This window comes from Asaia spathodeae NBRC 105894 (assembly GCF_025994195.1).
In the GTDB taxonomy this organism is placed as follows: Bacteria; Pseudomonadota; Alphaproteobacteria; order Acetobacterales; family Acetobacteraceae; genus Asaia; species Asaia siamensis.
Genome location: NZ_BAPY01000053.1, coordinates 18,114 through 42,535, shown reverse-complemented (window position 1 = coordinate 42,535; position 24,422 = coordinate 18,114). Strand labels below are relative to the sequence as shown.

The window sequence follows — 24,422 nt, the reverse complement described above, 5'->3', positions numbered from 1 at the left end:
CCTACCCGAAGGGGATAAAAATCGCGAAACATCCGAAGATGAAATGAAGGGTTATCACTCAAAAAATGCCCGCCCACACGTGGGTCAGGATGGTAGTCAGTCTCTTCACCAAAGAGATGATTAACGTTCCCTATGCGACATGAAGCCTGGCGAGACCCATGGGTAGCACGCATGGAGGGAAAAGCAAGCGTTGTTACGTTGTGGCGCGCGCGCTTTGGGTCAATCGCGTTCGTAGAGAGGCGATAATATAACGTTAAATTACTACAATATTTTTTTTCTAACTTTTAAAAAATAGACTTATGAAAACTTTCTGTTAATCAGTATTGGCTCCACATGAGATTGCGATTGACTTGAGGGGATCGACGCTCTGAGCCTTCGTTAAGGCGAGTGGGCGTTCGATTGTCGGTATCGTCATCGCGTGGTCAATGGCGAGGATGGAACGTTTGGTCTTCATCCAGCCGGGGGTATTTCGCTTGCTGGCACCGCCTGAAGGCGCGATTTTCCTTGGTTTATTTTGTTTTCCTTACAAAATGAAAATGTTCAAGAGTGGGATCTTTTTTCGGCTTGTCCCGCTTATGCAAAACTTAAAGTGCCAGGCAGATCGCGGATCTGAACACTGGAATTTGGAGAATAAAGCAGATGCTGAAGTCGTGGCCTGGTGGCTGGGCGGATTCCAAGGCGAAACTTGGAGCGCTAGAGCGTGCGCTCGCCTTTATCGAATTCGATCTCAAGGGCCAGATTCTTGACGCCAACGAGAATTTTTGTGCGGCTATGGGTTATAGGCTGGACGAGATCGTTGGGCGGCACCATTCGCTTTTTGTCGACGAAAAATTCAGGATCACACGCGAATACGCCGATTTTTGGGTCAAGCTCTCGTCTGGAGAAGCTTACTCCCAGGAATGCATTAGGCTTACCAAAAATGGTAACGAAGTGTTGCTGCAAGCGAGTTACAACCCGGTGCGCGACATAACCGGAAGAGTGTATAAAATCGTCAAGGTTGCGGCTGTGGTGACAGAGGCCGCTATGTTGCGTGCCGACACAAAGGGCAAGCTCGACGCCATTTCGCGCGCACAGGCGGTTATAGAATTTCTGCCGGATGGCACAATTTTGACGGCGAACGAAAATTTTCTTGAAGCGATGTCTTATACGCTCGAAGAAATCGTCGGAAAGAATCATAGAATCTTCATAGATCCGCCCATTGCGCTAAGCGCTGACTACGCGGCATTCTGGGACAAGCTCCGTGAAGGGGGCTACGTTCCGCTCGAGTGCAAACGGCTGGATAAGAACGGTAATCATGTCTGGCTGCAGGCCTCTTATAATCCGATTTTCGACATGTATGGTCACGTCGTCAAAGTGGTTAAATATGCCACCGTTATTACAGGGCGTGTTCAGGCAATCGACAGTATAGGGAGAGGGTTGGCGAAGCTGGCCGACAATATCCTGAGCTTCAGGATGAATGGCGGTATCGACCCGACCTATGAGAAGCTGCGTGAGGATTTCAATCGGGCTATCGCCAGGCTGGATGTGACACTCGGCGGGGTCTGGGCGGCAGTCGGGACCGTGGCGAATGGCGCCAACGAGATTGTTGTCGCTTCCAATGACCTGGCTCAGCGCACGGAATTGCAGGCGGGCAACCTCGAGCGTACAGCAGCGACTCTAGACGACATTACGGCGCGTGTCGCTCGCAGCGCAGGGAGTGCCAAAAATGCCGCTCACTCTGCATCAATGGCCCGGGTCGATGCGCTCAAGGCCCATGAAGTCGTCAATGAAGCCGTAGCGGCAATGGAAAAGATGAAAGAGGGTTCCAAGGCGATCTCGCAGATTACGGGCATGATCGAGCAGATCGCTTTTCAAACCAATCTTCTCGCTCTCAATGCGGCTGTCGAGGCAGCCCGTGCCGGTGAGGCTGGTCGCGGGTTTTCCGTCGTTGCAACTGAAGTGCGTGCGTTGGCTGAGCGCTCCGCAAAGGCCTCGAAGGAGATCCGTGTACTGATTGCTGAAGGGACGGCGCATTCAGATCGGGGCGCTCAGTTGATTGTCGATGCCGGAAGCGCATTATCCGGCATCGTTGGGCAGATTTCCGATATCGATACGGTTCTCTCCGAGATTGCTCATGGCTCGGTCGAGCAGGCCGAGGGTCTGGGCCGGGTCAATGAGGCAGTCGGCCAGTTGGACCGTGTGACACAGCAGAATGCGGCGATGGTGGAAGAGGCAACGGCGGCTGCGAACAGCCTTGAAGGCGAAGCCGGGCGTCTCAGGGGGCTCGTAGGGGAATTCACTCTCTCCAATGAACTGATGTCCGCCGAGCTGTCATTGCATTAAAGGCGTGACGCCCTGCCGCATGGTGGCGAGAAAAAGGGAGGGTACGACTCTCCCGAAGGGGGCTGCCAGCGAAACCTTTCCGAAACCATTTCACATTAGAGCCGATCGGTAAGCCCGCTTCATCCTGTTCGGTAAGGCAGGCCTACCAGTCGATCTGGCCGTGCGCGGTCGTATTTTCATGCGGAACGGATAAAGATGAACCTGCTGGCTTCTCTCTCCATAGCGTCTGGCAGTCTGAACGTTATCGAGGCGCAATACGCCGTCACGGCCAATAATGTCGCCAACGCCAGCACGACCGGTTATGTGAAAGAGACGGTTGCAACCCTCTCCTCCGTTGCGGGTGGGATCGGAGCCGGAGTGCGGCTGGGCGGCACTCAGCTCTCAATCAACCAGGCTCTTCAATCGTCGCTCTATCGACAGAACGCAGCGTCGTCTTCCTATACGACAATGAGCAACTCACTGGCGGCGCTCTCTGCGGTGCAGGGATCGACGTCGGCTGATTCGGGCAGCACCGCGACGCTCACTGATCAACTCGGCAATTTGCAGAGCGCCCTGATCTCGCTCACGTCTACGCCGTCGCAAAGTGCGTCGCAGACTGCGGTGGTGAACAAGGCATCCGCTTTGACGGACACGATTCACACTCTCGCATCGACCTATGCCACACAGCGGCAGGGCGCTGCGGATAGCGTTGTTTCAACCGTTTCGTCTGTCAATTCGGATCTGACGCAGATCGGCGCACTTTCCCAGCAGATCATGAAATTTAAGGGGTTGGGGCAAAATACGGCTGACCTTGAGAATCAGCGTCTGGGCGTGATGGCCGATCTGTCCAGCAGTCTGGATGTCTCTTTCACCACCAGCAGCAATGGCGACATGGTTGTGCGCACAGCGAATGGCACCCAGTTGCCGACGCGGCCCGATCAGATGGGGCTTGATAACAGCACACAGACCCTGCCAAGTGAAACTTGGCCTCTGACGACATCCAGTGTCACGCTCTCCAGCAGCTCCTACTATAGCCCTCAGGACAGCGATACGTCTATTCCGGCGATCACTCTTGCGGGGCAGGATATTACGGGAAGTCTGACGGGAGGTAATCTCGGCGCCAATATTGCACTGCGCGATACCGTTTATCCGCAGATGCAGGCGCAGCTCGACTCGTTATCGTACACAGTCATGAATCGTTTCAGCAGTGCCGGGCTCTCTCTTTTCACGACCAGTGCGGGCGGGTCGAGCAATCTGCAGTCGTCCGATTTCACGAAGCCCGTCCCTGACGGGATCGTCGGTCTGTCATCAAGCCTGAGCGTAAGCGCCACATACAAGGCCACTCCGTCGCTTCTGACAACCACGACCAATAGTGACGGCACGACCAATTCGGGCGATACGAGTGTCATCAGCAATGTGCTTTCAGTCGGGTTCGGCTCAGACCCTGACGATGTGAGCGGCGCACTTTCGGCGCCATCGTCGGGTTTGGGTGCGAATGGCATGCTCTCTACGGGGTATACCGGTGGGCAGGGATTGCTGGCACTTTCCACGGCGCTGACGTCCAATCAGGGCGCGACGATCGCTGCCGCAAGTTCGGGAGTGACCTCGAGTTCCGCTGTGCTGACCCTGCTCCAGACAAAGGTTGCCGACGTGTCCGGGGTGAATGTCAATGACGAGATGGCCAAGACCGTAGCGCTTCAGAACGCTTACACGGCCAATGCAAAGGTCATCTCGACTGTGCAGACCATGTTCAATGCGCTTCTGAGCGCGATTCAGTAATTTCTCCCGGAGCGAGCGATGAGCAACGCGATAAATCAATATGGTGGGTCCGCTCTCTCGCTCATTCTCGAAGCGGGTGTGAAGGAGTTGACCGCGCAGCAGGAAACGGCGACCTGGCAGAGCAGCACCGGGATCGTCGCGGCAACCTATGCCGATCTTGGCTCGTCCCGGGCCACAGTTCTGGACCTCACGCCCAAGATCACCCAGGTGCAGTCCTGGCAGTCGAACATCTCGAATGCGCAGACAACGCTCTCTGTGACCGCCACGTCGCTGAACCAGCTGGTCTCCCAGGCTCAGACCCTGTCGACGAACCTGCTCGGGGTTTCGGGTACAGCAACCACGAGCCAGGTTGCTGCGGCGTCGGCTGCAGCGCAAGCTGCGCTGGCGAGCATGAAGACGCTTCTGAACACGAGCGATGGCACCAATTACGTGTTTGCCGGCACCGATTCGACGACTTCGCCCGTGAAAGGGCAGACGGCGCTTTCTGATACGTCCCTGGCTCAGCAGATTGCTGCCAGCGTCAAATCGGTGTCCAGCACAGGGGCGAGCAGCGTCCTCACGCAGATTACTGGCCTGGCGGCTTCAAACGATCCCTCAGTCTCGGTTTTCTCTTCTGCACTTTCTGTTTCGGCTTCTCAGGCTGTGAGCGGACAGCGTTCCATCATGACTGGCACAAACAGCCCGACGTCTATCGGGATGGTCGCCACGCAAGCGTCGACAACTTCGGCTGCGTCTTCCACCTCGACCGGCTCGCCCATACGCGATCTCATGCGTGACCTTATGGCGGTGTCTGCCATGAATGGAATGTCGTCCGAGACGCCTGGATTTTCCGATCTTGCCAAACAGATTTATACGTCACTTGGCACGACCATCAGCCAATTGACCGAGCAGGAAGGCGCCGTGGGCGGCACGCAAAACAGCTTGACAGCCCAGACGACGTTGCTGAATGGGGTCAATACTATGCTTGAGACACAGCTTGGTAACGCGCGCAATGCCGATATGGCGACCGTTGCGACGAACGCATCGAATATCAAAACGAGCCTCAACGCGTCTTACATACTCATTTCGAACATGAAGGGCATGACGCTGGCGGATTACCTTTGATCGTGCATCCGGAAGGAAGTGCTGAGTCCCTGCAACTAGCCGGTCGTCTGGACGAAGCACGGCACGCTTATGAAGCACGGATAAAGGCCGATCCCAGCGATTCGAAAACCCTGTGCAATTATGGTGGTCTTCTGAATCTCCTGAACCGTTTCAACGAGGCGACGGCCTTTCTGACACGAGCAGTTCAGATCGATCCTGATCTTGCTGATGGCTGGTCCAACCTGGGTAACAGCTTTCTGCATCTCAGTCAGTATGAGAACGCGATTGCGTGCTACCGCAACAGCATCCAGCTTGACTGCGCCCATGCTCTGGCGCTGAGCAATATGGGTGTCGCCCTTGATCATAGGGGCGATCATGCGCTGGCGCTTCAATTTCATCGTCTCGCAATCACAGCTGCGCCTGAGAACGCCTATAGCCGAACCAATCTTGCCGTCTCTCTCCTGCAGAGTGGTCAGTATCTGGAAGGTTTCAGGGAATATGAACACCGCTGGACCGCCCAGAATCATCGAAGCTTCGATCTGAAAAAACCGCGCTGGACAGGGTCATCAGCGCCAGAGCAGACTCTGCTGATATCCACAGAGGGCGGATTCGGCGACGTCATCCAGTTTTCGCGATTTATCGACCAGGCAGCCCAACGTGTGGGCCGTGTCATCCTGCACGTTCGGCCGGAACTGGTGTCGCTTCTTCAGGCTTCCTTCCCGGACCACACGGTTTCAAGCGAAGACGACGCGATCCCGGCGCATGATCTGGAATGTCCGGTGCTCAGCCTTCCCATGGCACTGGGGACAACACTTGAGACAATTCCGCACGCCGAGGGCTATCTCGTTCTCGATCCTGATAAGCAGGCATTCTGGAAGCAGAAACTTGCTGACGATAGGCTGCAAGGTGAGGGTAAATGCCTGCGCGTCGGCCTCGTCTGGGCCGGGGCGCCTCATCCGGAGATACAGGCGGCCTTTCTGGCTGACAGGCGACGTTCGACCGATCTGTCGACCTTCGGGACTCTGGCGTCGATACCAGACGTCGTGTTCTATAGCCTCCAGGTCGGCGAAAAAGCGTCTCAGGCGAGCACCCCACCTGCTGGTATGCGCCTGATTGATCATACAGGTTTCCTGCATGATTTCAGCGATACTGCAGCGCTGGTCGGAGAGCTCGATCTGGTTATTGCCGTCGATACCTCGACCTGTCATGTTGCCGCGGCGCTCGGCAAGCCGACCTGGCTTCTCTCCCGCTATGATCAGTGCTGGCGATGGTTATCGGGGCGCACGGAGTCTCCCTGGTATGAGTCAGTGAGGATCTTCCAGCAGAGCGCGCCGCTCGACTGGAGCGGGCCGGTTCTCTCCATAAAGGAAGCTCTTGCCGTGTTCCGCGAAGAGCACATGCAGGCCCAGGCAGAAGCTGTTTGAAAAAATCTGGAAAAGTTCCCGATACGATGCTCGCATTGTGAAACGGAACGTTGTAGGCTGTAACCGGTTCGTGATCACGCGAGGCGGTGCCAAAGCCGTCCGGCGATTTACGCTTCCAAAAGGAATTATCACTACTGCTATTTGACACGATGCGGGACGCGCTCGCGATCTGCTGTGATTTCTGCACTGTTACACCATTCAAAAAGAGATGCTTTGATTCTGAGCATCAGGAGCACGTCTTAAAATGATGCGATCGCTTGATATTGCGAATACGGGCATGCAGGCTCAGACGACAAATGTCGAGACGATCTCCAATAATATCGCTAACATGACGACGACCGGTTACAAGCGTCGTCGTGCAGAATTTCAGGATCTTATCTATCAGGATCTGCGCCGCGCCGGGACCATGAGCTCGGACACCGGTGATCTTGTACCGGCAGGTGCACAGGTCGGTCTCGGTGTTCGTACGGCAGGCATTTACCGTATCAATGAGCAAGGCACGCTGGAGCAGACGGGCAATTCGCTCGACCTGGCCATCGAAGGGCGTGGCTATTTTCGCGTGACCCTTCCTTCCGGCGAATATGCCTACACTCGCGACGGTACTTTTTCTCTCTCGCAGGATGGCACCATTGTCTCGGCTGATGGCTATCCGCTTTCACCGAATATTGCCGTGCCGAATAATGCTGAAAACATAACGATCGATCAGTCCGGACAGGTTCAGTATACGCTCTCCGGCCAGACCACGGCGCAGGTGGCAGGGCAGATGCAGCTGGCAACATTCCAGAACGAAAACGGTCTTGCCGCCATGGGGCAGAATCTCTTCACCGAGACGACCTCTTCGGGCACAGCCAATCTCAGCACTCCGCAAAGCGAGGGATATGGCTCCGTGCGTCAAGGATTTGTTGAGGAATCTTCTGTAAATGTCGTGACTGAAATCACGTCGCTGATTACGGCCCAGCGTGCTTATGAGATGAACAGCAAGGTCATTACAGCTTCCAACGAGATGCTTCAGACGCTCACCAATCTACGGTAATGTCCTTATGCGCTGGCTCCTTCCGGCTCTTTCGACCGCGCTTGCACTGATAGTCAGCTCGTCAACAGCAAGTGCAGCGACCCTGCGCCATGCCACGACGGTCTCCTCTGACAGCGTACGCCTTTCCGATATCTTTTCGGGGCTGGAGCAGGGGCAGGATCGTATTCTTGGGCCGGGACCCGCGCCGGGAGGGATGATCGAAGTCAGCGGACAGCAATTGATTGCCATTGCCGATCAATACGGCGTCGAATGGGAAGATCAATCGGCTTCTGCCTCCATGACGATCATGCGGGCTGGTCGTATTCTCGATGAAGCCTATTTCGATGCCTTGATCCGGAAAAATCTGCCTGAACTTGGTGAGGGGCCGATTTCCATTGCCCTGCGTGATTTTCATCCGCTGACCGTCTCGACCGATGAGCCTGAGCCGGTTGTTCTCTCCGATGTCAAATGGGATCAGCGCAGCGGCTGGTTTTCGTCGACTGTCTATCGCGCTCATCCGACCGGCGATCTGGCTTCCGATTCCTTCATGCTGACGGGCATTATCCACGCGACCCAGCGTGTACTTGTTTACACGCGCGCGCTTCCGGCTGGCAGCGTCATCAGTGCCGCAGATGTACGGACGGACGACTCCTATTCGGGCCATCTTCCTGCCAAGGCTGTCGTCAATGAGAGCGAAATCGACGGGTTGAGTGTCAGTCGTGGTGTTGTGGCGGGGGCTGCCGTCATGGCGCAGGATCTTCAGCGCACGGTCGTCATGCATAAGGGCGATCCGGTAATGATAAGCTACGAGGCTCCGGGGCTGAGGCTCACTATTGCAGGGCGTGCGATGGAAGATGGTGGTGTCAGGCAGCAGATCAGGGCGCTGAACGAGGCCAGCGGCATGATCGTGAGCGGTCGGGTTATGGATGGTTCCAATATCTCGGTTGAACTCAGCAGCCATCCGGTTCCTTCCGACCCCAATACGGCCAGACGTCTGGCAATGTCGACGCGTAGCACGATGCCATGATCTGCTCTCGATTCACTTCAAAGGTCAGGACGATGAAACGCCCTTTTCTGATCGGTTCTCTGGCCTTGCTGACGTCATTGAGCGCCTGTACCTCGCTCGCCGATCTTACGGAAATGGGTCATCCACCGCGGATGACACAGACCTCTGACCCGACCCAGGCTCCCGATTATCGGCCAATCACCATGCCTATGCCACCCCTTCAGCCGCCGCCAACCGAAGTGGGCAGCTTGTGGCGTCCGGGGAGCAGAGCGTTTTTCAAGGACCAGCGTGCCTCGCAGGTTGGCGACCTCATCACAATCAACGTCAATATTTCCGACAACGCTGCCGTCAACGACAACACGACCGTTGCAGGGAGCGGGTCTCAGACCTTCGGTATACCAAGCTTCTTTGGGGCGCAGGGAAAGATACTCTCAAGTTCGAGTGCGCTCGATACAAGTAGTGCAAGCGCGAATACTGGAAGCGGTATCATACGTCGCAATGAAATCGTCACGCTTGCTCTTGCAGGAACAATCACTCAGGTGCTTCCGAACGGTAATTTCGTGATCGTTGCGAGACAGGAGGTACGCGTGAATGGTGAGTTGCGTCAGTTGATGGTCAGCGGTGTCGTACGTCCGCAGGACATCACCGAAGGCAACATCGTTACTCATGACCGCATCGCGGAAGCGCGTATTTCCTATGGCGGTCGTGGTCAGCTGACCAAGGTGCAGTCTGCACGTTATGGGCAGCAGATCATGGATAGCGTGCTGCCCTTCTGATCTCGGAAATCGGGTCTCCATACAGTGTTGATGAACTGTTTGCATTTCCTGTCTATGTAAATTCTATCTCGATTACGCGTGTATTGATTGAATAAAAAATCTTCGCGTGCCAATAGTGTGAACCGCTATTGCTTTGTGGTTTTTATGCGGATTTTTTTCGTGATGTGCCTCCCCTTCGGGAGGCAGAAGAGGCGGTACTTCGTCTTATGAGGAGGCTTTTGGGCGGGGTGACCATCCACGAACGCCTCAAAGCGATATAAAGCGCATAATTCATTCATTTTTAATCGATTTTCCCCGAGAGGGCGAATTTTCTCTTAATGTTTGGTGCCTAGGCTCGGGCCTGTTTTCGGGGTAGCAGACCAGATAGGTATTATGATAGCGAAAATAATATTCGTACTCGCAGTTCTCGGCCTGATCGAGACGATATTCTCTCACATTTTGTCGGCAACCGGCGAATGGCTCTCGGATCAGGGGGTGTTACTTGGTGATTTTTCATCCGGGGCGGCCATATGTGATCTGGGAGCGATGATTTCGGTCTTCCTTATTATTTGTGGCTTGATGACCTACCTCGTTTTGAGGGTTAAGCGCCAGCATGCTAGTCATCAGGATAAATCCTCCTAGTCGTATTGCCTGCGCGTTCTTTCATCTTTGCTGTTTTCGGTCCAATAAGTAAAAATAATATGTAAAGTAAATTTTTCGCTATTGCTTCCAAGTATGGAGGACGGGTGTTACCTTTTTTCCTCCGTAACGAGCGGTGGTGCTTAGAGATGATTTTTTAATGTTTATCTCTGACCATTTGGGGGCACCTTGAGATAAGGCTCTCCCTTCCATGTTTAGTGTTCTTCGTTTCAAGACCAAGATTGCGCTTGTTGCAATCACTTTGACACTGGTGACGTTCATTGGCACGGCGTTTCTGGTTCAGAACCAGATCGCGACAGATGCCCGCTATCGTGCTTTCATCAACCAGGATGATCATGGCACGATTATTCTTGCGCGTATCTCCGACAAGTTGAATGCGCTTCTTTATGCCTCTCATCTTCTGACCGATCAGGCTCAGAGCCCGTTTGTGGGAGAGGTCGTCACACGCTTCCAGAAGGATATGCGGGGTACTCGCGATCTGTTCTCGGAGGCAAATCGGACAGATCCCCGTCTGGAGGCGATATTGGTGCCGCTACTGACGCGATACGACAGGTTCGAAGGTCAGCTCAATGAAATACTGACCGCCCTGAACAAGGGTGACGTGCCGCATATGCGTACCATCATGCAGGCATCTGATCAGGATGGTGTTCATTTGGCGATCGATATTGGCGCGATCACCGGTCAGAGAATCACCCATGTCGCGAACGCCGCAAAAAAGCAGGCTGATGCCGCCAATGCCTCGATCCGCAACTGTGTCATCGGTTTAATCATCGTTCAGATCCTTATTCTTGTCGCGACCCTGATCATGAGCCAGAGAACGATTGTGGCGCCCCTACTTTTGGTGCGCGACCGTATGCTGGGTATTGCCGAAGGCGCTCTTGACGGCACCATTCCCTGTGTCGAGCGCGGCGACGAGGTGGGCGATATGGCCAAAGCGCTCAGTACGATCCAGAGCGGTTTGCAGAAAGCACGTCTTCTGGAGGCGGAGCAGGCTGCCGAACGCGAAGTGGTTGCCAAGGAACGTGCCGCCAATGCCGAGCGTGTTGCCAGGGAACTTGAGGAGGAATCGCGCGCCGTCGAAGCCATTCGCAAAGGGCTCGCTGCAGCGTCGGATGGCAATCTTGTCTATCGTATCGAGGCGCAGCTACCGCAGCGTCTTCAGGTCATGAAGACGGATTTCAATGATTCATTCGAACGCCTCAATCAGACTTTTGCCGTGATTCAGCAGAGTGTCATGGCGATTGGCTCAGGAACCGGCGAAATTTCGGTCGCTTCCAACGATATGTCACGCCGCACCGAACAGCAGGCGGCGAGTATCGAGCAATCCTCGGCGGCTATCGAACGCGTGGTGAGCATGTTGCGTGACTCGGCGGATAGTGCGCGCAAGGCGGCAACGGTGACCGATGAAACACGCACCGGTGCGGAAAAATCCGGGTCTATGGTGCATAAGGCGGTCAGCGCGATGAGCCAGATCGAGAGCAGTTTCTCCCAGATCAGTCAGGTTATCGGCCTCATTGACGAAATTGCCTTCCAGACCAATTTGCTGGCACTGAATGCAGGGATCGAGGCGGCGCGTGCTGGAGATGCTGGCAGGGGTTTCGCCGTGGTGGCAACAGAGGTGCGCACCCTGGCCCAGCGCTCTACCGAAGGGGCGCGCCGCGTCAAGGAAATGGTGTCGAGTTCGAGCGATTATGTGACGGATGGTGTGCGTCTGGTGCGTGAGGCTGGTGGTGCTCTTGGCATCATCCTCGGGCAAGTCTCCGAAATCGACAAGCTCGTCGCTGAAATTGCTCAGTCGGCCACAGGGCAGTTCTCGGCAATTCAGGAAATCAATCTTGCGGTTGGTGAAATGACTAAATCGACGCAGCAGAATGCGGCGATGGTTGAAGAAAATACCGCAGCGATTGCCTCTCTCGACAAGGCGGCTTCCGTTCTCAGGGAACGTGTCGCTTTGTTTAAACTAGAACACTGACATCTTTCCCCTGACCGCACGATAATCGGTCAGGGGAAAACACATCGCCGCATGTTGACTGCCTGAAAGCACCTGCGATCGTACATGACCGAAGATTTAATGAACGCTTTTCCCCGAAGCGCTTGAGGTGGTTACAACAACGGCATAGTCTCTCTCAGATAGATGATCCTATTTTTTACGCTTTGTGTAATAAAAATGTCATATTATCAGAGGCTATTCACTGATGGCAGCAGTTGAGGTTGCAGAAATCCGTGAGGATTGTTTGCAGGATATTCATGAGAATATTCCTGTGATCATGGAAGATATTGCAGACACGATCCCTAGCCTTTTACCCCATGATGTAGGGGCAAGTGTCCACGAGCTCTTCTCGCGTGATGCGAACATCATGATGATTGCGATCGTCGATGAGCAGCAGCGGCCCCAGGGCCTGGTAGACAGGCAGTTCTTTTTCGGCCTGATGGCCGGGCGGTTCGGGCGTGCGCTCTATACCAGACGCCCTGTCCGGCTTCTGATCCAGCAGGCTCCGATCATTGTTCCCCATGATATGCTGATCGCTGATTTCACGCAGAACATTCTCAGCAAGGACACGAATGATCTCTATCGTGGTTTTCTGATCACCCGTGACGGTCGCTATATCGGCGCCGGGTCGACATTGTCTCTCGTGCGGGCAGCGCGGCAGCAGAGCGAGGCCGCGGCGCAGCAGGCTCACAAGACGACCGAAAATCTCAAAAAGGTCATTTCGGAAATCTCGTCGAATGTCGATGCTGTCTGCCAGGTTTCAGCAACGATCCGGGACGGAAGCATTGCCCTCTCAGGCAGAACCCAGGCACAGGCGCGCGATATCGTCGAGGCTGCGGCAAGCGTGGAGGAGATCAACACTGCCGTTTCCGACACGGCAAAGAATGTGGAACGGGCCAGAGATCTCGTTGCGGAAGTCAATGAAGACGCCAACAGCTTCAAACTTGTCGTCACGAGCACAGTCGAAGCCATTTCGGGTATTGTTTCGAGCTATCAGGAAATGGTCGAGAGCCTCGGCGTGATTCAGGATATCAGCCTTCAGACGCGGCTTCTCTCCTTCAACGCGGCTGTTGAAGCCGCCCATGCGGGGCAGGAGGGGAAAGGCTTCGGGGTGGTGGCTGACGAGATACGGTCTCTGGCGGTGCGTTCGTCAGAGGCTGCGAAAATCATCGGCAATCTGGTCACTGAGTCCAGTGTGTCGATGAAACGAGGAGTCCAGCTGGTCGAGGATGTTGAAGGCGGTCTCGAGAAAATTGCTACTCAGGTCAGCGCTGTAGACAGTCTGATCACCCGGATTCACTCCACGACCATAAAGCAGGTCGACCATATTGAGGATATCAACCGGACGATCTCATCAATCAACAAAGTAGCGGGCGACAACATGGCCATGACGGAGGACGTAAACGCGACCTGTTATGACCTCGATACCAAGATCCTGTCCCTCGACGAATTTGTGAAGGTGTACGACCGGGAAGGGTGATCCGTTTCGTCTTTTCCCGATTTTGGAGGATGTTCGGCCCCAGTCACTCCTACTCATGAATTTCCGGCATAGGTTCATATGCAACTGAGCGGCTAATCCTGATGCGCTGCCCCGGTATGATGGATGTTCGGGTTTGCTTTGCCCGTTAACGCCTGATTCAATAAGGGGCATTTCAATGGTTTCTGAAGTCATTGTCGTTATAGGGGCCGGAGGGATAGGTCAGGCCATCGCCCGCCGTCAGGGGATCGGTAAAACCATTCTTCTGGCGGATTATAACGATAAAACAATGAATGAGGCGGCGGAGACGCTGCGTGCTGCCAGCTATACGGTCGAGACGCGTCATGTCGATGTTGCCTCGCGTGCCTCGGTTCAGGCGCTGGCCGAGGCGGCGCTCGCTTTGGGGCCGGTCATGCAACTGGCCAATACGGCTGGCGTGTCACCCAACATGGCCCCGGTCGAGAAAATTCTCGAGATCGATCTCTACGGTTCTGCAGTAGTATTCGAGGTGTTTCGTCATGTCATGGCGCGGGGCGGATCCGGTCTGCTCGTGTCCAGCATGGCCGGTCACATGATGCGTCCCCTGCCGGAGGAGGACGAGCGCCAGTTGGCCCTGATGCCTGCAGACGCGCTTTTGGCGTTGCCCTGCCTGCAGAAAGAGGCGGTGGGTGACCCGATGGTGGCCTATATGGTTTCCAAGCGCGCCAATATCCTGCGCGTACAGACCGAAGCGGTTCACTGGGGGGCACGCGGTGCACGTGTGAACGCGATCAGCCCAGGCATTATCGTTACCCCTCTGGCCGCGCACGAGCTTGCCTCGCCTACCGGCGATATCTATCGCGCCATGGTGGCTGCATCGCCTTCAGGGCGCATGGCACCACCCGATGAAATCGCCATAGCGGCGAGCTTTCTTCTTGGGTATGATGCCGGATTCATCACAGGTAGCGATCTGCTGATCGATGGCGGGGTTATCGCTGCGATGCGTGCGGGCAAGCTGCCATCACCCGGCTGACAATCGCCAGACGACAAGGGCACGTAACGGCGAGGTAACTCTTTGTTCGAACTTGCCATGACTTCTAGGTATGACCCCGGAAGAAGAGGTAAGATCGCCTCGCTGCCCTGTCTGGTTTTGTCCTTTACTGGCAGCGCGTTGTCATCAAGTGAGTGAAGCCTTGTCTCAGCCCCCCTGCGCATCGTCTCTACAAGGTGCCTCTCCTGCAAGGCGTGTCCTGTTTGCCGAGGATGACAGGGCTCTGGCCATCTATGCCAGTGAGGCGATGGCTGGCTGGGGGCTGCAGGTGACGTGTGCTGAAGAGGGGCTCAGAGGCAAGGCGCTGGCGCTCGAAGGCGGGTGGGATTGCATCGTGCTCGATCGGCGCCTTCCCGGGGTCGACGGTCTGTCCATTCTGAAAGAGATCAGGCTGTCAGGGCTCGAGTGTCCGGTCCTGTTTCTCACCACCATGGATGGGGTGAGAGACAGGGTCGAGGGCCTGCGCAGCGGGGCCGATGACTATCTGGTCAAGCCTTTCGCCCTTCCCGAACTCAAAGCCCGCATAGAGACCCTTCTGCGTCGTGCCGAGCAGCCGCTCAACACGGCGCGGCTCATTTTTGCCGATCTGGAGCTGGATCTGGTCAGGCGCGAGGTCTTCCGTCGTGGTGTGAAGCTCTACATCCAGTCACAGGAGCTGAGGCTTCTGGAATATTTCATGCGGCATCCCTTGATCGTCATCTCCCGTGCCATGCTGTTGCAGCATGTCTGGGGCATTGATTTTCCGGTGCATACCAATCTCGTCGAGACTCATGTCAGCCGGCTGCGTGAACGACTGGGGCGTGAGGCGCCCGCATTGCTTCATACGGTGAAGGGGCAGGGTTATGTCCTGCGCGGGCATGGCTGAACCCGGCAAGCCCGAGCCGGGGCACAGGCCGCTTTCGGTTCTGAAAAGCTCGTCCTTTCGTATCATTGCCTCCTTTGCCGGGTGCCTGGTTGTCTGCGGTCTCGCCGGGGTGATCTGGTCGGGCACGCGTGGCATCAGCCAACTTGACCGGCAGATGCGAGAGACCGTGATGAACGAGCGTAACGAGGCGCTGGCCGATGCCAGGCATCAGGATGTGCCGCATCTCGTGCCGGTCATGCGTGATTTCGTACAAAGCGAGCCGGGGTTCTATTACCTTCTTCAGGATGCGAAGCAGGGCGTGGCTGTAGGGAACATGTTCCATCTGCGGCCGCATCCGGGATGGCGCATGCTCTCATGGACGCATCGCACCTCGCCCCCCGATCGCCGCCCTGTGCTTGGCTACGGCACCTTGCTCGACGATGGCGGCTATCTTTTCGTCGGGATGGAGGGCACACCGCTTCAGACCCTGCGCCATGGGTTTTTCATGACGCTGCTCTGGTGCGGCACGGGGTTTCTGGTCATCGGCGTGGCAGGCGGCTTTGCGATGAGCCGCTTGCTGCTGCGACGGATCGACCTGATCAGCCACACGGCGCGCGAGATCATGCAGGGCGATCTTTCCCGGCGCCTTCCCCTGACCGAGATGGATGACGAGTTCAATCATCTGTCAGCCAGTCTCAATGCCATGCTCGACCGCAACGAGGCCCTTGTAGCGCGTGTGAGACAGGTGACGGATGACATCGCGCATGACATGCGCCGTCCTCTGGCGCATCTGGGACGCCATCTCGACGTGGCGCAAGCGGCGGTAACGGTGCCGGAAGCAGGGGCAGCGCTCGATCTGGCCCGTGCCAGCCTCGATGAGGCGCTGGAGATTTTCGCGTCACTGCTCAAACTAGCGCAGCTCGAGGCTTACAGACAGATCCCTGATGGGCAGTTGGTCGATCTGGCGCAGGTCCTGCACATGCTTGCCGGGCTTTATGGCCCGACAATCGAGCAGAACGGCCAGATCTGGCGTCATTCCCTGGCCGGTCAGCCGATGAGGGTTCATGGCAATCGGGTGTTGCTGACGCAGATGGTCTCCAATCTGCTCGAAAACGCCATGCTGCACGCGCCGGTTGGAAGCTGCATTACGCTCTCAGCGGCTCCGGAGGGCGACGAGGCCGTTATTCTGGTCAGCGATACGGGGCCGGGCATTGCACCAGAAGATCGAGAACGTGTCTTCGAAAAAATGCTGCGTCTTGATGCCAGTCGGCATGTGCCTGGCAACGGGATTGGTCTGAGTCTTGTGCGTGCGGTGGCGCAACTGCATGGCGGGGCAATTACGCTGGAGGATAATGGCCCCGGTCTGCGATGCGTGGTGCGTCTGCCGCTGCAGCCTACATCCTGAGCGTCAACTGGAAGGTCACGGCGCGACCGGCCGCAATACGTGAGTAATTCACGTACACACGGTCGTAATAGCGTTTATTGGTCAGGTTCTGCAGATTTGCCTGCAGATCGAGTGTTCGCGTGATTTGATAATCGGCCACCATGTCGAGCCGGACATAGCCAGGCACCCAGGTCTGGTTGTTCACATTGGTGTAGCGCTTGCTCATATAGGTCAGGCCGCCACCTGCCTTGAGGCGTGGCAGGATCTTGTAAGTGCTCCACAACGCAATTGAATTGCCCGGTGTATAGGGAAAGCGCTTGCCGACATTGGCCCTGGTCGGGCCGCCATTGATGACGGTGCTGTCTAGATAGGTCCAGCCACCGAACATCTCCCATTTCGGGGTGATGCTGCCCGCAACGTTGATTTCAGCACCACGAACACGCTGCGTTCCAGCATCGATCTGGTTGCCATAGCCATCCGACACCTGTGCATTGGTCATCTTGCCGTCGAACAGAGAACCGGTGATGGAAAAGCGCCCGTTGAACAGATCGGCCTTGGCGCCCACCTCGATATTCTTGCCATTTTGCGGGGCGAGTTTGTTGTTTGCGGTCGAGAGCGCGATCTGGCCATCGGCCCCGGCATCCACCCCGACGGGATTGGAGGCTGTGGCATAGGAAAAATACAGGCTGACCGGCTTGATCGGCTTATAGACCGCGCCCGCCTGATAATTGATGAAGCTCTGGTTATTGCTGAGCCCGACATTGCCCTGAACCGCAGAGGTCATGAACCGGTCGAAACGCACGCCGCCATTGATGAGCAGATGGTCGCGCAACATGCTCATCGTATCAAAGGCATAGGCCGAGCCGGTGGTGACGTTCGTGTTGAGCGGCGCAATGCCCGGTTCGCCAAGCGTATAGGAGCCGAGCCAGGGGTTATGGGCGCTCCAGCTGCCGAGACTGGTGGCTGAGATACAATTATAGGCGATGGCGCAGGGGCCCCCATTGCGCAGATTATGCCCGCCTGAATCGACCACATAATATTCATTGCGTGTGAGACGTTCGCGCGAGAGTTCAATGCCGGTATTGATGGCATGATGGATCGGCCCCGTGTCGACTGTGCCTGAGACCATCGCCTGTTCCTGAAAATTATCCGTATGGAACTTTCCGGATTTGGCTTCGAGAAGGATGGTCTGGTTGTTGACGGCTGTGCTCTGCCATTGCGGGTTGGTGGCGATATAATCGTATTGCGTGCTGGTCCATTGCAGCGTGTTCCTGAACACGAAGTCCTTGAACAGGTCGCGTTCGAGGATGATCTGGCCGAGATCGGTGGTGCTGCGCTCAAAATCGCGATCTTCCAGCCCGAGAACAGTGCTGCGGGGAATTTTCAGCGGCTCATGGGTGATCTTGCTATAGGGCGCGGAATAGTCCGGCATGTCGAAAGAATAGAGATGGTAATAGCCAAGTGTCAGGCGCGTCTTCGTGCCAAGGCCGAAAGCGAGTGAGGGGGAAACGCCCCATTTATGCCCGCCGATCGGCGCACGTCCCGCCGTGTCACCATCGGCACCCATCGCATTGAGACGAAACGCGGTTGATGAACCGATCTGGCGGTTGATGTCGATCGTGCCACGCTTGTAGGCGGCTGTGCCGAAGCCGATCTGCCCAGAGGTCAGATTGCCAAGCTGGGCCTTCTTGCTGGTGATATTGATCTGCCCACCCAGACCGCCGCGACCGCCATAGACTGAGCCCGGTCCCTTGAGCACCTCCATCTCTTCAACATCAAAGACTTCACGCTGGCTCACGCCACTATCGCGCAGCCCATCGATGAACATGTTGCTGTATGAGCCAAAGCCGCGAATGACAGGGTAATTGCCGCCTGGAATGGCATAGGCATCGCCGCCACGAAAACTGACCCCTGGCACGGTGCGCATGGCGTCTTCGAATGAGGTCGCATTGACCAGCTTCATCTGCTCTTTGGTCACAACCGAAACCGAGCGGGGTGTGTCGAGCAGCGAGGCCGTGAATTTACGGTTTGGGGAAGGCCCCGTGAGGAGGGGATGCGATTTCCCGATGACGGTAAGATGCTCCTGACCGGCTTTTTCTTTCCCGGCTTCGTAATTGGCAGCCTTCGCGCCTTGCTGGGCTTTCGCTGCACCCCCGTTTTTCGGCTTGCTCGCGGGCTGAGAAGTCATGTCTGCCAATGCGGCCGCGGCATGGACTGATGGTGAAAGCGCCGTCGTGATCAAACAAAGCGCGACGAAGGATCGGGTAACGAAAAATACCGGGCGGGAAACGGATAGCATGGCAACCTACATGGTGAGAACGCGTCGCAATTGCTATGTGTCTTTCTGTTTCCGAGCAAATGATTAGCACCAAGATTGGGAAAGCTTAATTTGAAATGAAGGAGGAGGAGTATTTTTGCGCACTCTGCGCGGTAAAGAATCTTGCGCAGCCGAGAGAGAAGAGCATTTTCCAGTAGTAGAATCCTGTTTCCGGAAGGCTTCTTATTTGGGAATCGTCCGATACCACGCCTGTATGCTACAGGCATGGCCCTCGGTATTGCGACGGTTCGATAAGCGTGCCGACTTTCTGCCGTGGTGCGACGCTACAGTTTCGTGAGGATGAGATCAGGGATGTCTGGCGCCGCTGTTCTGACTGATGACGCATGAGGCCGCCTGCTCGGTCCGGTATCCTGTCCAGAGAAGGGCAGAGTCGAAAAGGCAGAGGCCCTGGGGTGAGAGCGCGTTGAAAGTCGCGTTATCGAGAAAGACCATGGTTCGTCGCGCCGGTGCGAGAGATTCATAATCCATGGTTGCCCCTTTTTCGTAGCCGAAAATCGCGGCTTTTTCAGGCTGTCCATAGACCGTAGCGATAATGGTTGCGCCGAGCCCCGGCTTGCCCCAGCTCATCGGGTTCTGCTTTGCATAGACATTCGCAATGCCGGGCGGAAGGCCGCCGCTCATGGGGTGAGGGGCGTTGACGAGCCAGAGATAGCGTTCTTTCTCCGTTTCGCCGAAATCGACATCATGACGTTTGCCAGTCATGGCAAGGTCATCGAGACTGTCGTTCTCCCAGGTCAGAAGCGGTTTGGGGGCAAAGCGCCAGGCAGGACTGACGTTCTTGCCCGAAACAGTTGAGGAAAGAACGACCATATCCTCTTTTACCTCTTCCGGTCGGGTCGCCTCGCCGAGCGCATGGACGCTATAACCAAGGCTGGTGATATGGGCGATGGCGGCATCATCGACCGCGCGATTGGGCCCTTCCAGCTTGCAGAGATAGGCAATGCTTTTCAGGGCTGCTGCCTGGGCAGGCCGTGGCGTCACGATTGTCAGGATGCCCAAGGCCAGAGGGAAAACGACTGAGATCTTCATCAGAAGGCCACCATGGTGCGCAGGGAGAAGCGTCGTGCTTCGCCAAGTGAGACGAAATAGCTGTTCACGGCAGACGGATAATAGACGGCATTCGAGAGGTTCTTGATGTTGAACTGGAAATTGACATCGTGTCGCGCGATCACGCTGTCATAGGTGGCAAACAGATCGCCGGTAACATAACCGGGCAGGAAGAAGCTGTTGGCTGAGTCGCCCGCCCTGCGTCCGACATAATGCGCGTCGCCGCCAAAGCGCAGCTTGTCTTCGCCAAAGACCGGGCCGAGATCATAGGCCAGCCCCATAGAGGCGGTATGGCGCGCTGCATTCCAGAGTTGCTTGCCGGCGTAGAGCGGGTCCTTGGTGGTGGCCCCGTCGAGATAGGCATAGCTGCCGATCATGCTCAGGCGCTTCGTGACCCGACCGGCCAGATCGAGTTCTATGCCTCGCGAGCGTGCGGCGCCGGCCGTACGATAATCGGTCTGCTTGGTGGCATCGTTATATTGCGAAACGAGCACATCGCGCTTGTGGATGTCGTAAAAGGCAAGCGTGCCAGTCAGGCGATCATGCAGCGCCATTTTTGCACCGAACTCGTAGGAGCGGCCTTTTTCCGGCTGGAAGCCTGAGCCCAGCACAAGACCGCTGGAGAGAGGGGCGATGGTCGAGGCCGGTTTGAGCGACTGCGTATAGCTGGCATAGAGCGACCACGCAGGCGCAACACGATAAACCAGCCCTGCCTGAGGAAGAAAGGCGCCGTCGCCGATATCGGTATTCGCCTTGAAGGGGCGCCCGCGACCGGCAATCTGACGATAGCTGAGATAACGCACACCACCGACCACGACCCAGCGCTCGCCGAGCTTGAATGTATCGCGCAGAAAACCGGAATAATCATGCAGATTATCGGTCTGATCGCTGTCGCTTGCCGACACGGTGGATGACGGGTTCTCCAGCCCGTAAACCGGCTTGAGATAGCTGAATGTATATTTGCTCGACTGACGCAGCAGATCCTTGCGGTAAATCAGCCGGTATTCGCCATCCATACCGATCTGGATCGTTTGCTTGAAATTGCCGATCCTGATCGGGCCGTCGAGATAGGCCGTGCCATAGGTGTCCGAACTGAAAGCACCATGGGTGGCGTCATTGCTGCGGCTCAACGTGCCTTTGGTCACGTTGACGCCTGTAACCCGCAGCTGATTGGCGTCATAGGTTTCCTGATTATAGCTGAAATTGACATGGGCCGACCAACCGGCGCCGAAGCGATGATCGAGCGATATCTGGCCCAGATGGCTCTGACCGGTCATGCGATTGAAGTTTTCGTCCAGACGGCGGGTGGCCGGAATGGCAAGCGGGCGTCCGGTGCGCGGATCAAGCGCAGTACCGCGGTCAAAGGGGTAAAGAAAATCGCGAAACTCATACCAGGCGGTAATCTGGGTCTTTTTACCGAGCCATGCCAGCGATGGCGCAATGAGTGTTTCCTGATGCATACCGAAATTGCGCCAGTAATCTTCGGCAATACGGTCGAGCACCAGACGATAGGCCAGCTTGCCCTTGCCGATCGGTCCGGTTGAGTCGAGCATGCCTTCAAAGCCGTCCTTGCCTCGTCCATAGGTCGAGCCCATGACCGAAGCGATGGTCCTGGCCTGAAGACGCGGCTTCTTGCTGACGATGTTGATCACCCCGCCCGGATCCATGATGCCGTAGAGCAGGGAAGACGGGCCTTTAAGCACCTCCACACTATTCGCCGCGGCGTTGAAACCGCGACCCTGTACCAGCGGCATGCCGTTATGCATGATCGAGCCGTCACGATTGCCGCCAAAGCCACGCTTCATGATGGTGTCCTGCGTGCCGGCCAGCGTATTGCCCTGGGTGATGCCGCTGACGTTGATGAGGGCATCATCGAGATTGCGCGGTTCCTGATCGCGGATCACCTGCTGCGACACGATATTGACCACCTGAGGAATATTCAGCACCGATGTGGTCGTGCGCAGGGTCGATGCGTCGGGCGTCGGAAGATAGCGTGTGTCGGTAATTTCCGGCGGGGGTGTCGCACGCCCTGTGACGGTAATCAGCTCATCCGGTTTTTGCTGTGTCGGAACTGGGGAGGCGTGTGCCGGGGCCGGGGCGCTCTGCTGGCGGACCGGCGCGGCCGCGGCTTTTGCGGTCTTGGGAGGCTCATATGCCAGGGGCGCTGCCATGACGGCAAAAGGCATGGTGCCCAGAGAGAGCAAGGGGAAACAGTATTTTTTCATGACACTCCGCACGAGACGCCGTGCGGCCTTTACGCCTCTTGTGCGAAGGGTGAAGGCAAGGCCGCAGCGTCAATTCGCGGCGTCACTACATGCAAATCATTCGCAAAAACACGGATAAGTGCCAAGATTGGGAAAGTTTAAGGCCGGGTTACACCAGTCACCCTCATGACCGATCTATAGGTTCGCAAATTCGGGTTCTATTGCTGGGCTGGTCGTATTTTACCAGACTGCACCAGTGAGAGAGGCGTTGGTTTCGGGCCAGCCAGTCCCGAGGGACCGAGCGATCGGCGATATCGGGAGCAATAGCCCTGAGCGCAATATTGTCGTGCATACATCATTTTAATTGCGACCGGAACGATCGGTCGATACGATATAGGAACAGAATCGGAATGTTTGGGCTGGTTCGTTGCACGCAACCTGTGTGGAAGCCGTATGGGCGATGCACGGACTCAGGGCAATTTGAGGGTCTCCAATGTTGGCTTCATATTCGGATAAGTTAAGTGCATTTTTCGCGCGAAAACACGGACTCTGGATTGCTGGCAGTGAGTGCGAAGCATCCGGGCAGAGCCGGATAGAGGTGGTGGACCCCGGAACAGGTCAGGTTATCAGCACTTTGGCTGCAGCAACTGAAGCCGATATCGACAGGGCGGTGAAAGCTGCACGAGAAGCTCTGGCAATTGGCCCCTGGGGCAGTCTATCGCCTGTCGAGCGCTCCCGTCTGCTGTTTCGGTTTTCAGCCATGATCGAGGCGTGTGCGGACGAACTGGCCGAGATCGAAGCGGTGGATGCTGGCAAGCCTCTGGCTTATGCCCGCCACGCCGATATGGTGCTTACATCAAATACATATCACTACATGGTAGGCTGGACGACCCGGATTGCGGGTGAGTCTGCACCCCTTGTCGGTCATGTCGATACTCTTGCCTATACAGTGAGAGAGCCTGTTGGCGTAGCTGGTCTGATCGTGCCGTGGAATTTCCCTATGGTGCTGCTGGCCTACAAGCTCGCGCCGGCACTCGCTGCCGGATGCACGGTCGTGATCAAACCTGCCGAGAATACGTCACTCAGCACGCTCAGACTGGCACAGATTGCCAAGGAAAGCGGTATCCCTGACGGGGTCATCAATGTCGTGACAGGCTACGGTACCGAAGCTGGCGCGGCTCTGGTGGATCATCCGGATGTCGACAAGATCGCTTTCACAGGGTCGACCCCGGTTGGGCGTCTGATTGCCTGCGCGGCAGCACAAGGCAATTTCAAAAGGGTCACCCTTGAGCTTGGCGGCAAGTCACCGATGATCGTCCTGCCAGACGTCGATATTGACCAACTGGTTACCGGGATCATACGCGGCATCTTCTTCCATCAAGGGCAGGTATGCACGGCAGGTTCTCGTCTTTATCTGCCTGAATCGCTGCATGACCGGGTTCTGGAGGCTTTGGTGCCAGCTGTAGAGGCTTTGGTCATCGGGCATGGGCTTGCCGAGGGAACGTCATTGGGGCCGCTCGTTTCAAAGGCCCAGCTTGATCGTGTCATGGGCTATGTAGAGGAGGCGCGTCAGCAGGGCGCGCGTGTCGTTACGGGCGGTCACAGGGTCGGCAGTGACGGGTTTTTCATGGCGCCCACGATCCTTGCCGATGTCGATCCGGCAATGTCCTGCGTCAGGGAAGAAATCTTCGGACCCGTCCTGACGGTGATGCGCTATCCCGACAACGATCTCGACAGCGTCTGTGCAGCAGCCAACGCAACAGAGTTCGGTCTGGCAGCCAGTATCTGGACCTGAGATCTCAGCCTCGCCCATCGTCTGGCGAAGCGTCTCAAAGCCGGCAATGTCTGGATCAATACCCATAACCTGTTCGATCCATCGTTACCTTTCGGGGGCATGAAGCAATCCGGCTGGGGGCGCGAAGGTGGGTTCGAGGCCATCCGGATGTTCACCGAGATCAAGTCGGTCTGCGCGGCACTCTGAGCCTGATTCTGCTCTGTTTTCTTCGCGTAAAAGCACTGTGACGTCTCCGCCCTGGCTCGGTCATTGACCTGCAGAGCCTCAGCGGGACTGGATTTGTCGAGGAAAGA

15 protein-coding genes and 1 pseudogene are annotated in these 24,422 nt (G+C 56.3%); 13 read left to right on the top strand and 3 right to left on the bottom strand.

All coding sequences use genetic code 11. The features are described from left to right. Window positions 1-639: 639 nt before the first annotated feature. From AA105894_RS13160 to AA105894_RS13105, 12 genes are all read left to right on the top strand, one after another. Entirely contained in the window at window positions 640-2,322 is a 1,683-nt protein-coding gene (locus tag AA105894_RS13160) for a methyl-accepting chemotaxis protein (protein WP_267312156.1), read from the top strand. Between the two features lie 195 nt (window positions 2,323-2,517). Beyond that, window positions 2,518-4,080, top strand: coding sequence for a flagellar hook-associated protein FlgK (flgK, locus tag AA105894_RS13155; RefSeq protein ID WP_267312155.1), 1,563 nt, complete (start codon window positions 2,518-2,520; stop codon window positions 4,078-4,080). A gap of 18 nt (window positions 4,081-4,098) precedes the next feature. Further along, a complete protein-coding gene (locus AA105894_RS13150; protein ID WP_267312154.1) occupies window positions 4,099-5,184 on the top strand; it encodes a flagellin in 1,086 nt (361 codons plus the stop codon). Window positions 5,185-5,186: 2 nt separating this feature from the next. Continuing rightward, window positions 5,187-6,587, top strand: coding sequence for a tetratricopeptide repeat protein (locus tag AA105894_RS13145; RefSeq protein WP_267312194.1), 1,401 nt, complete (start codon window positions 5,187-5,189; stop codon window positions 6,585-6,587). A 247-nt stretch (window positions 6,588-6,834) separates the two neighbouring features. After that, the gene (gene flgG / locus AA105894_RS13140; RefSeq protein ID WP_267312193.1) at window positions 6,835-7,620 is read left to right on the top strand and encodes a flagellar basal-body rod protein FlgG; all 786 of its coding nucleotides are present in this window, start codon (window positions 6,835-6,837) and stop codon (window positions 7,618-7,620) included. Window positions 7,621-7,627: 7 nt separating this feature from the next. After that, on the top strand, window positions 7,628-8,626 hold the full coding sequence (gene flgA / locus AA105894_RS13135) for a flagellar basal body P-ring formation chaperone FlgA (RefSeq protein WP_267312153.1): 999 nt from the start codon (window positions 7,628-7,630) through the stop codon (window positions 8,624-8,626). Window positions 8,627-8,658: 32 nt separating this feature from the next. Beyond that, window positions 8,659-9,381 (top strand): flagellar basal body L-ring protein FlgH, encoded by a 723-nt coding sequence (gene flgH, locus AA105894_RS13130; RefSeq protein WP_267312152.1) that lies wholly within the window; start codon window positions 8,659-8,661, stop codon window positions 9,379-9,381. 829 nt (window positions 9,382-10,210) lie between these two features. Then, window positions 10,211-11,992 carry a methyl-accepting chemotaxis protein gene (locus AA105894_RS13125; RefSeq protein WP_267312151.1) on the top strand — a complete coding sequence of 594 codons (1,782 nt, stop codon included), beginning with the start codon at window positions 10,211-10,213 and terminating at the stop codon, window positions 11,990-11,992. 223 nt (window positions 11,993-12,215) lie between these two features. After that, the gene (locus AA105894_RS13120; protein ID WP_267312150.1) at window positions 12,216-13,490 is read left to right on the top strand and encodes a methyl-accepting chemotaxis protein; all 1,275 of its coding nucleotides are present in this window, start codon (window positions 12,216-12,218) and stop codon (window positions 13,488-13,490) included. Between the two features lie 175 nt (window positions 13,491-13,665). After that, entirely contained in the window at window positions 13,666-14,499 is an 834-nt protein-coding gene (locus tag AA105894_RS13115; RefSeq protein WP_267312149.1) for an SDR family oxidoreductase, read from the top strand. A 160-nt stretch (window positions 14,500-14,659) separates the two neighbouring features. Beyond that, window positions 14,660-15,382 carry a response regulator transcription factor gene (locus AA105894_RS13110; RefSeq protein WP_267312148.1) on the top strand — a complete coding sequence of 241 codons (723 nt, stop codon included), beginning with the start codon at window positions 14,660-14,662 and terminating at the stop codon, window positions 15,380-15,382. Continuing rightward, window positions 15,360-16,766 carry a sensor histidine kinase gene (locus AA105894_RS13105; protein WP_267312147.1) on the top strand — a complete coding sequence of 469 codons (1,407 nt, stop codon included), beginning with the start codon at window positions 15,360-15,362 and terminating at the stop codon, window positions 16,764-16,766. Before AA105894_RS13110 ends, AA105894_RS13105 begins: the two co-directional genes overlap by 23 nt. On the opposite strand, the gene AA105894_RS13100 is transcribed toward AA105894_RS13105, so the two are convergent. From AA105894_RS13100 to AA105894_RS13090, 3 genes are all read right to left on the bottom strand, one after another. Next, on the bottom strand, window positions 16,756-18,933 hold the full coding sequence (locus AA105894_RS13100) for a TonB-dependent receptor (protein WP_267312146.1): 2,178 nt from the start codon (window positions 18,931-18,933) through the stop codon (window positions 16,756-16,758). The genes AA105894_RS13105 and AA105894_RS13100 overlap by 11 nt on opposite strands. A gap of 435 nt (window positions 18,934-19,368) precedes the next feature. Next, window positions 19,369-20,112 (bottom strand): hypothetical protein, encoded by a 744-nt coding sequence (locus tag AA105894_RS13095; RefSeq protein ID WP_267312145.1) that lies wholly within the window; start codon window positions 20,110-20,112, stop codon window positions 19,369-19,371. Further along, the gene (locus AA105894_RS13090; RefSeq protein WP_267312144.1) at window positions 20,112-22,355 is read right to left on the bottom strand and encodes a TonB-dependent siderophore receptor; all 2,244 of its coding nucleotides are present in this window, start codon (window positions 22,353-22,355) and stop codon (window positions 20,112-20,114) included. Before AA105894_RS13090 ends, AA105894_RS13095 begins: the two co-directional genes overlap by 1 nt. A gap of 472 nt (window positions 22,356-22,827) precedes the next feature. Here AA105894_RS13090 and AA105894_RS13085 point away from each other — a divergent pair. Then, window positions 22,828-24,315, top strand: a pseudogene (locus AA105894_RS13085) (aldehyde dehydrogenase family protein). Window positions 24,316-24,422 lie beyond the last annotated feature (107 nt).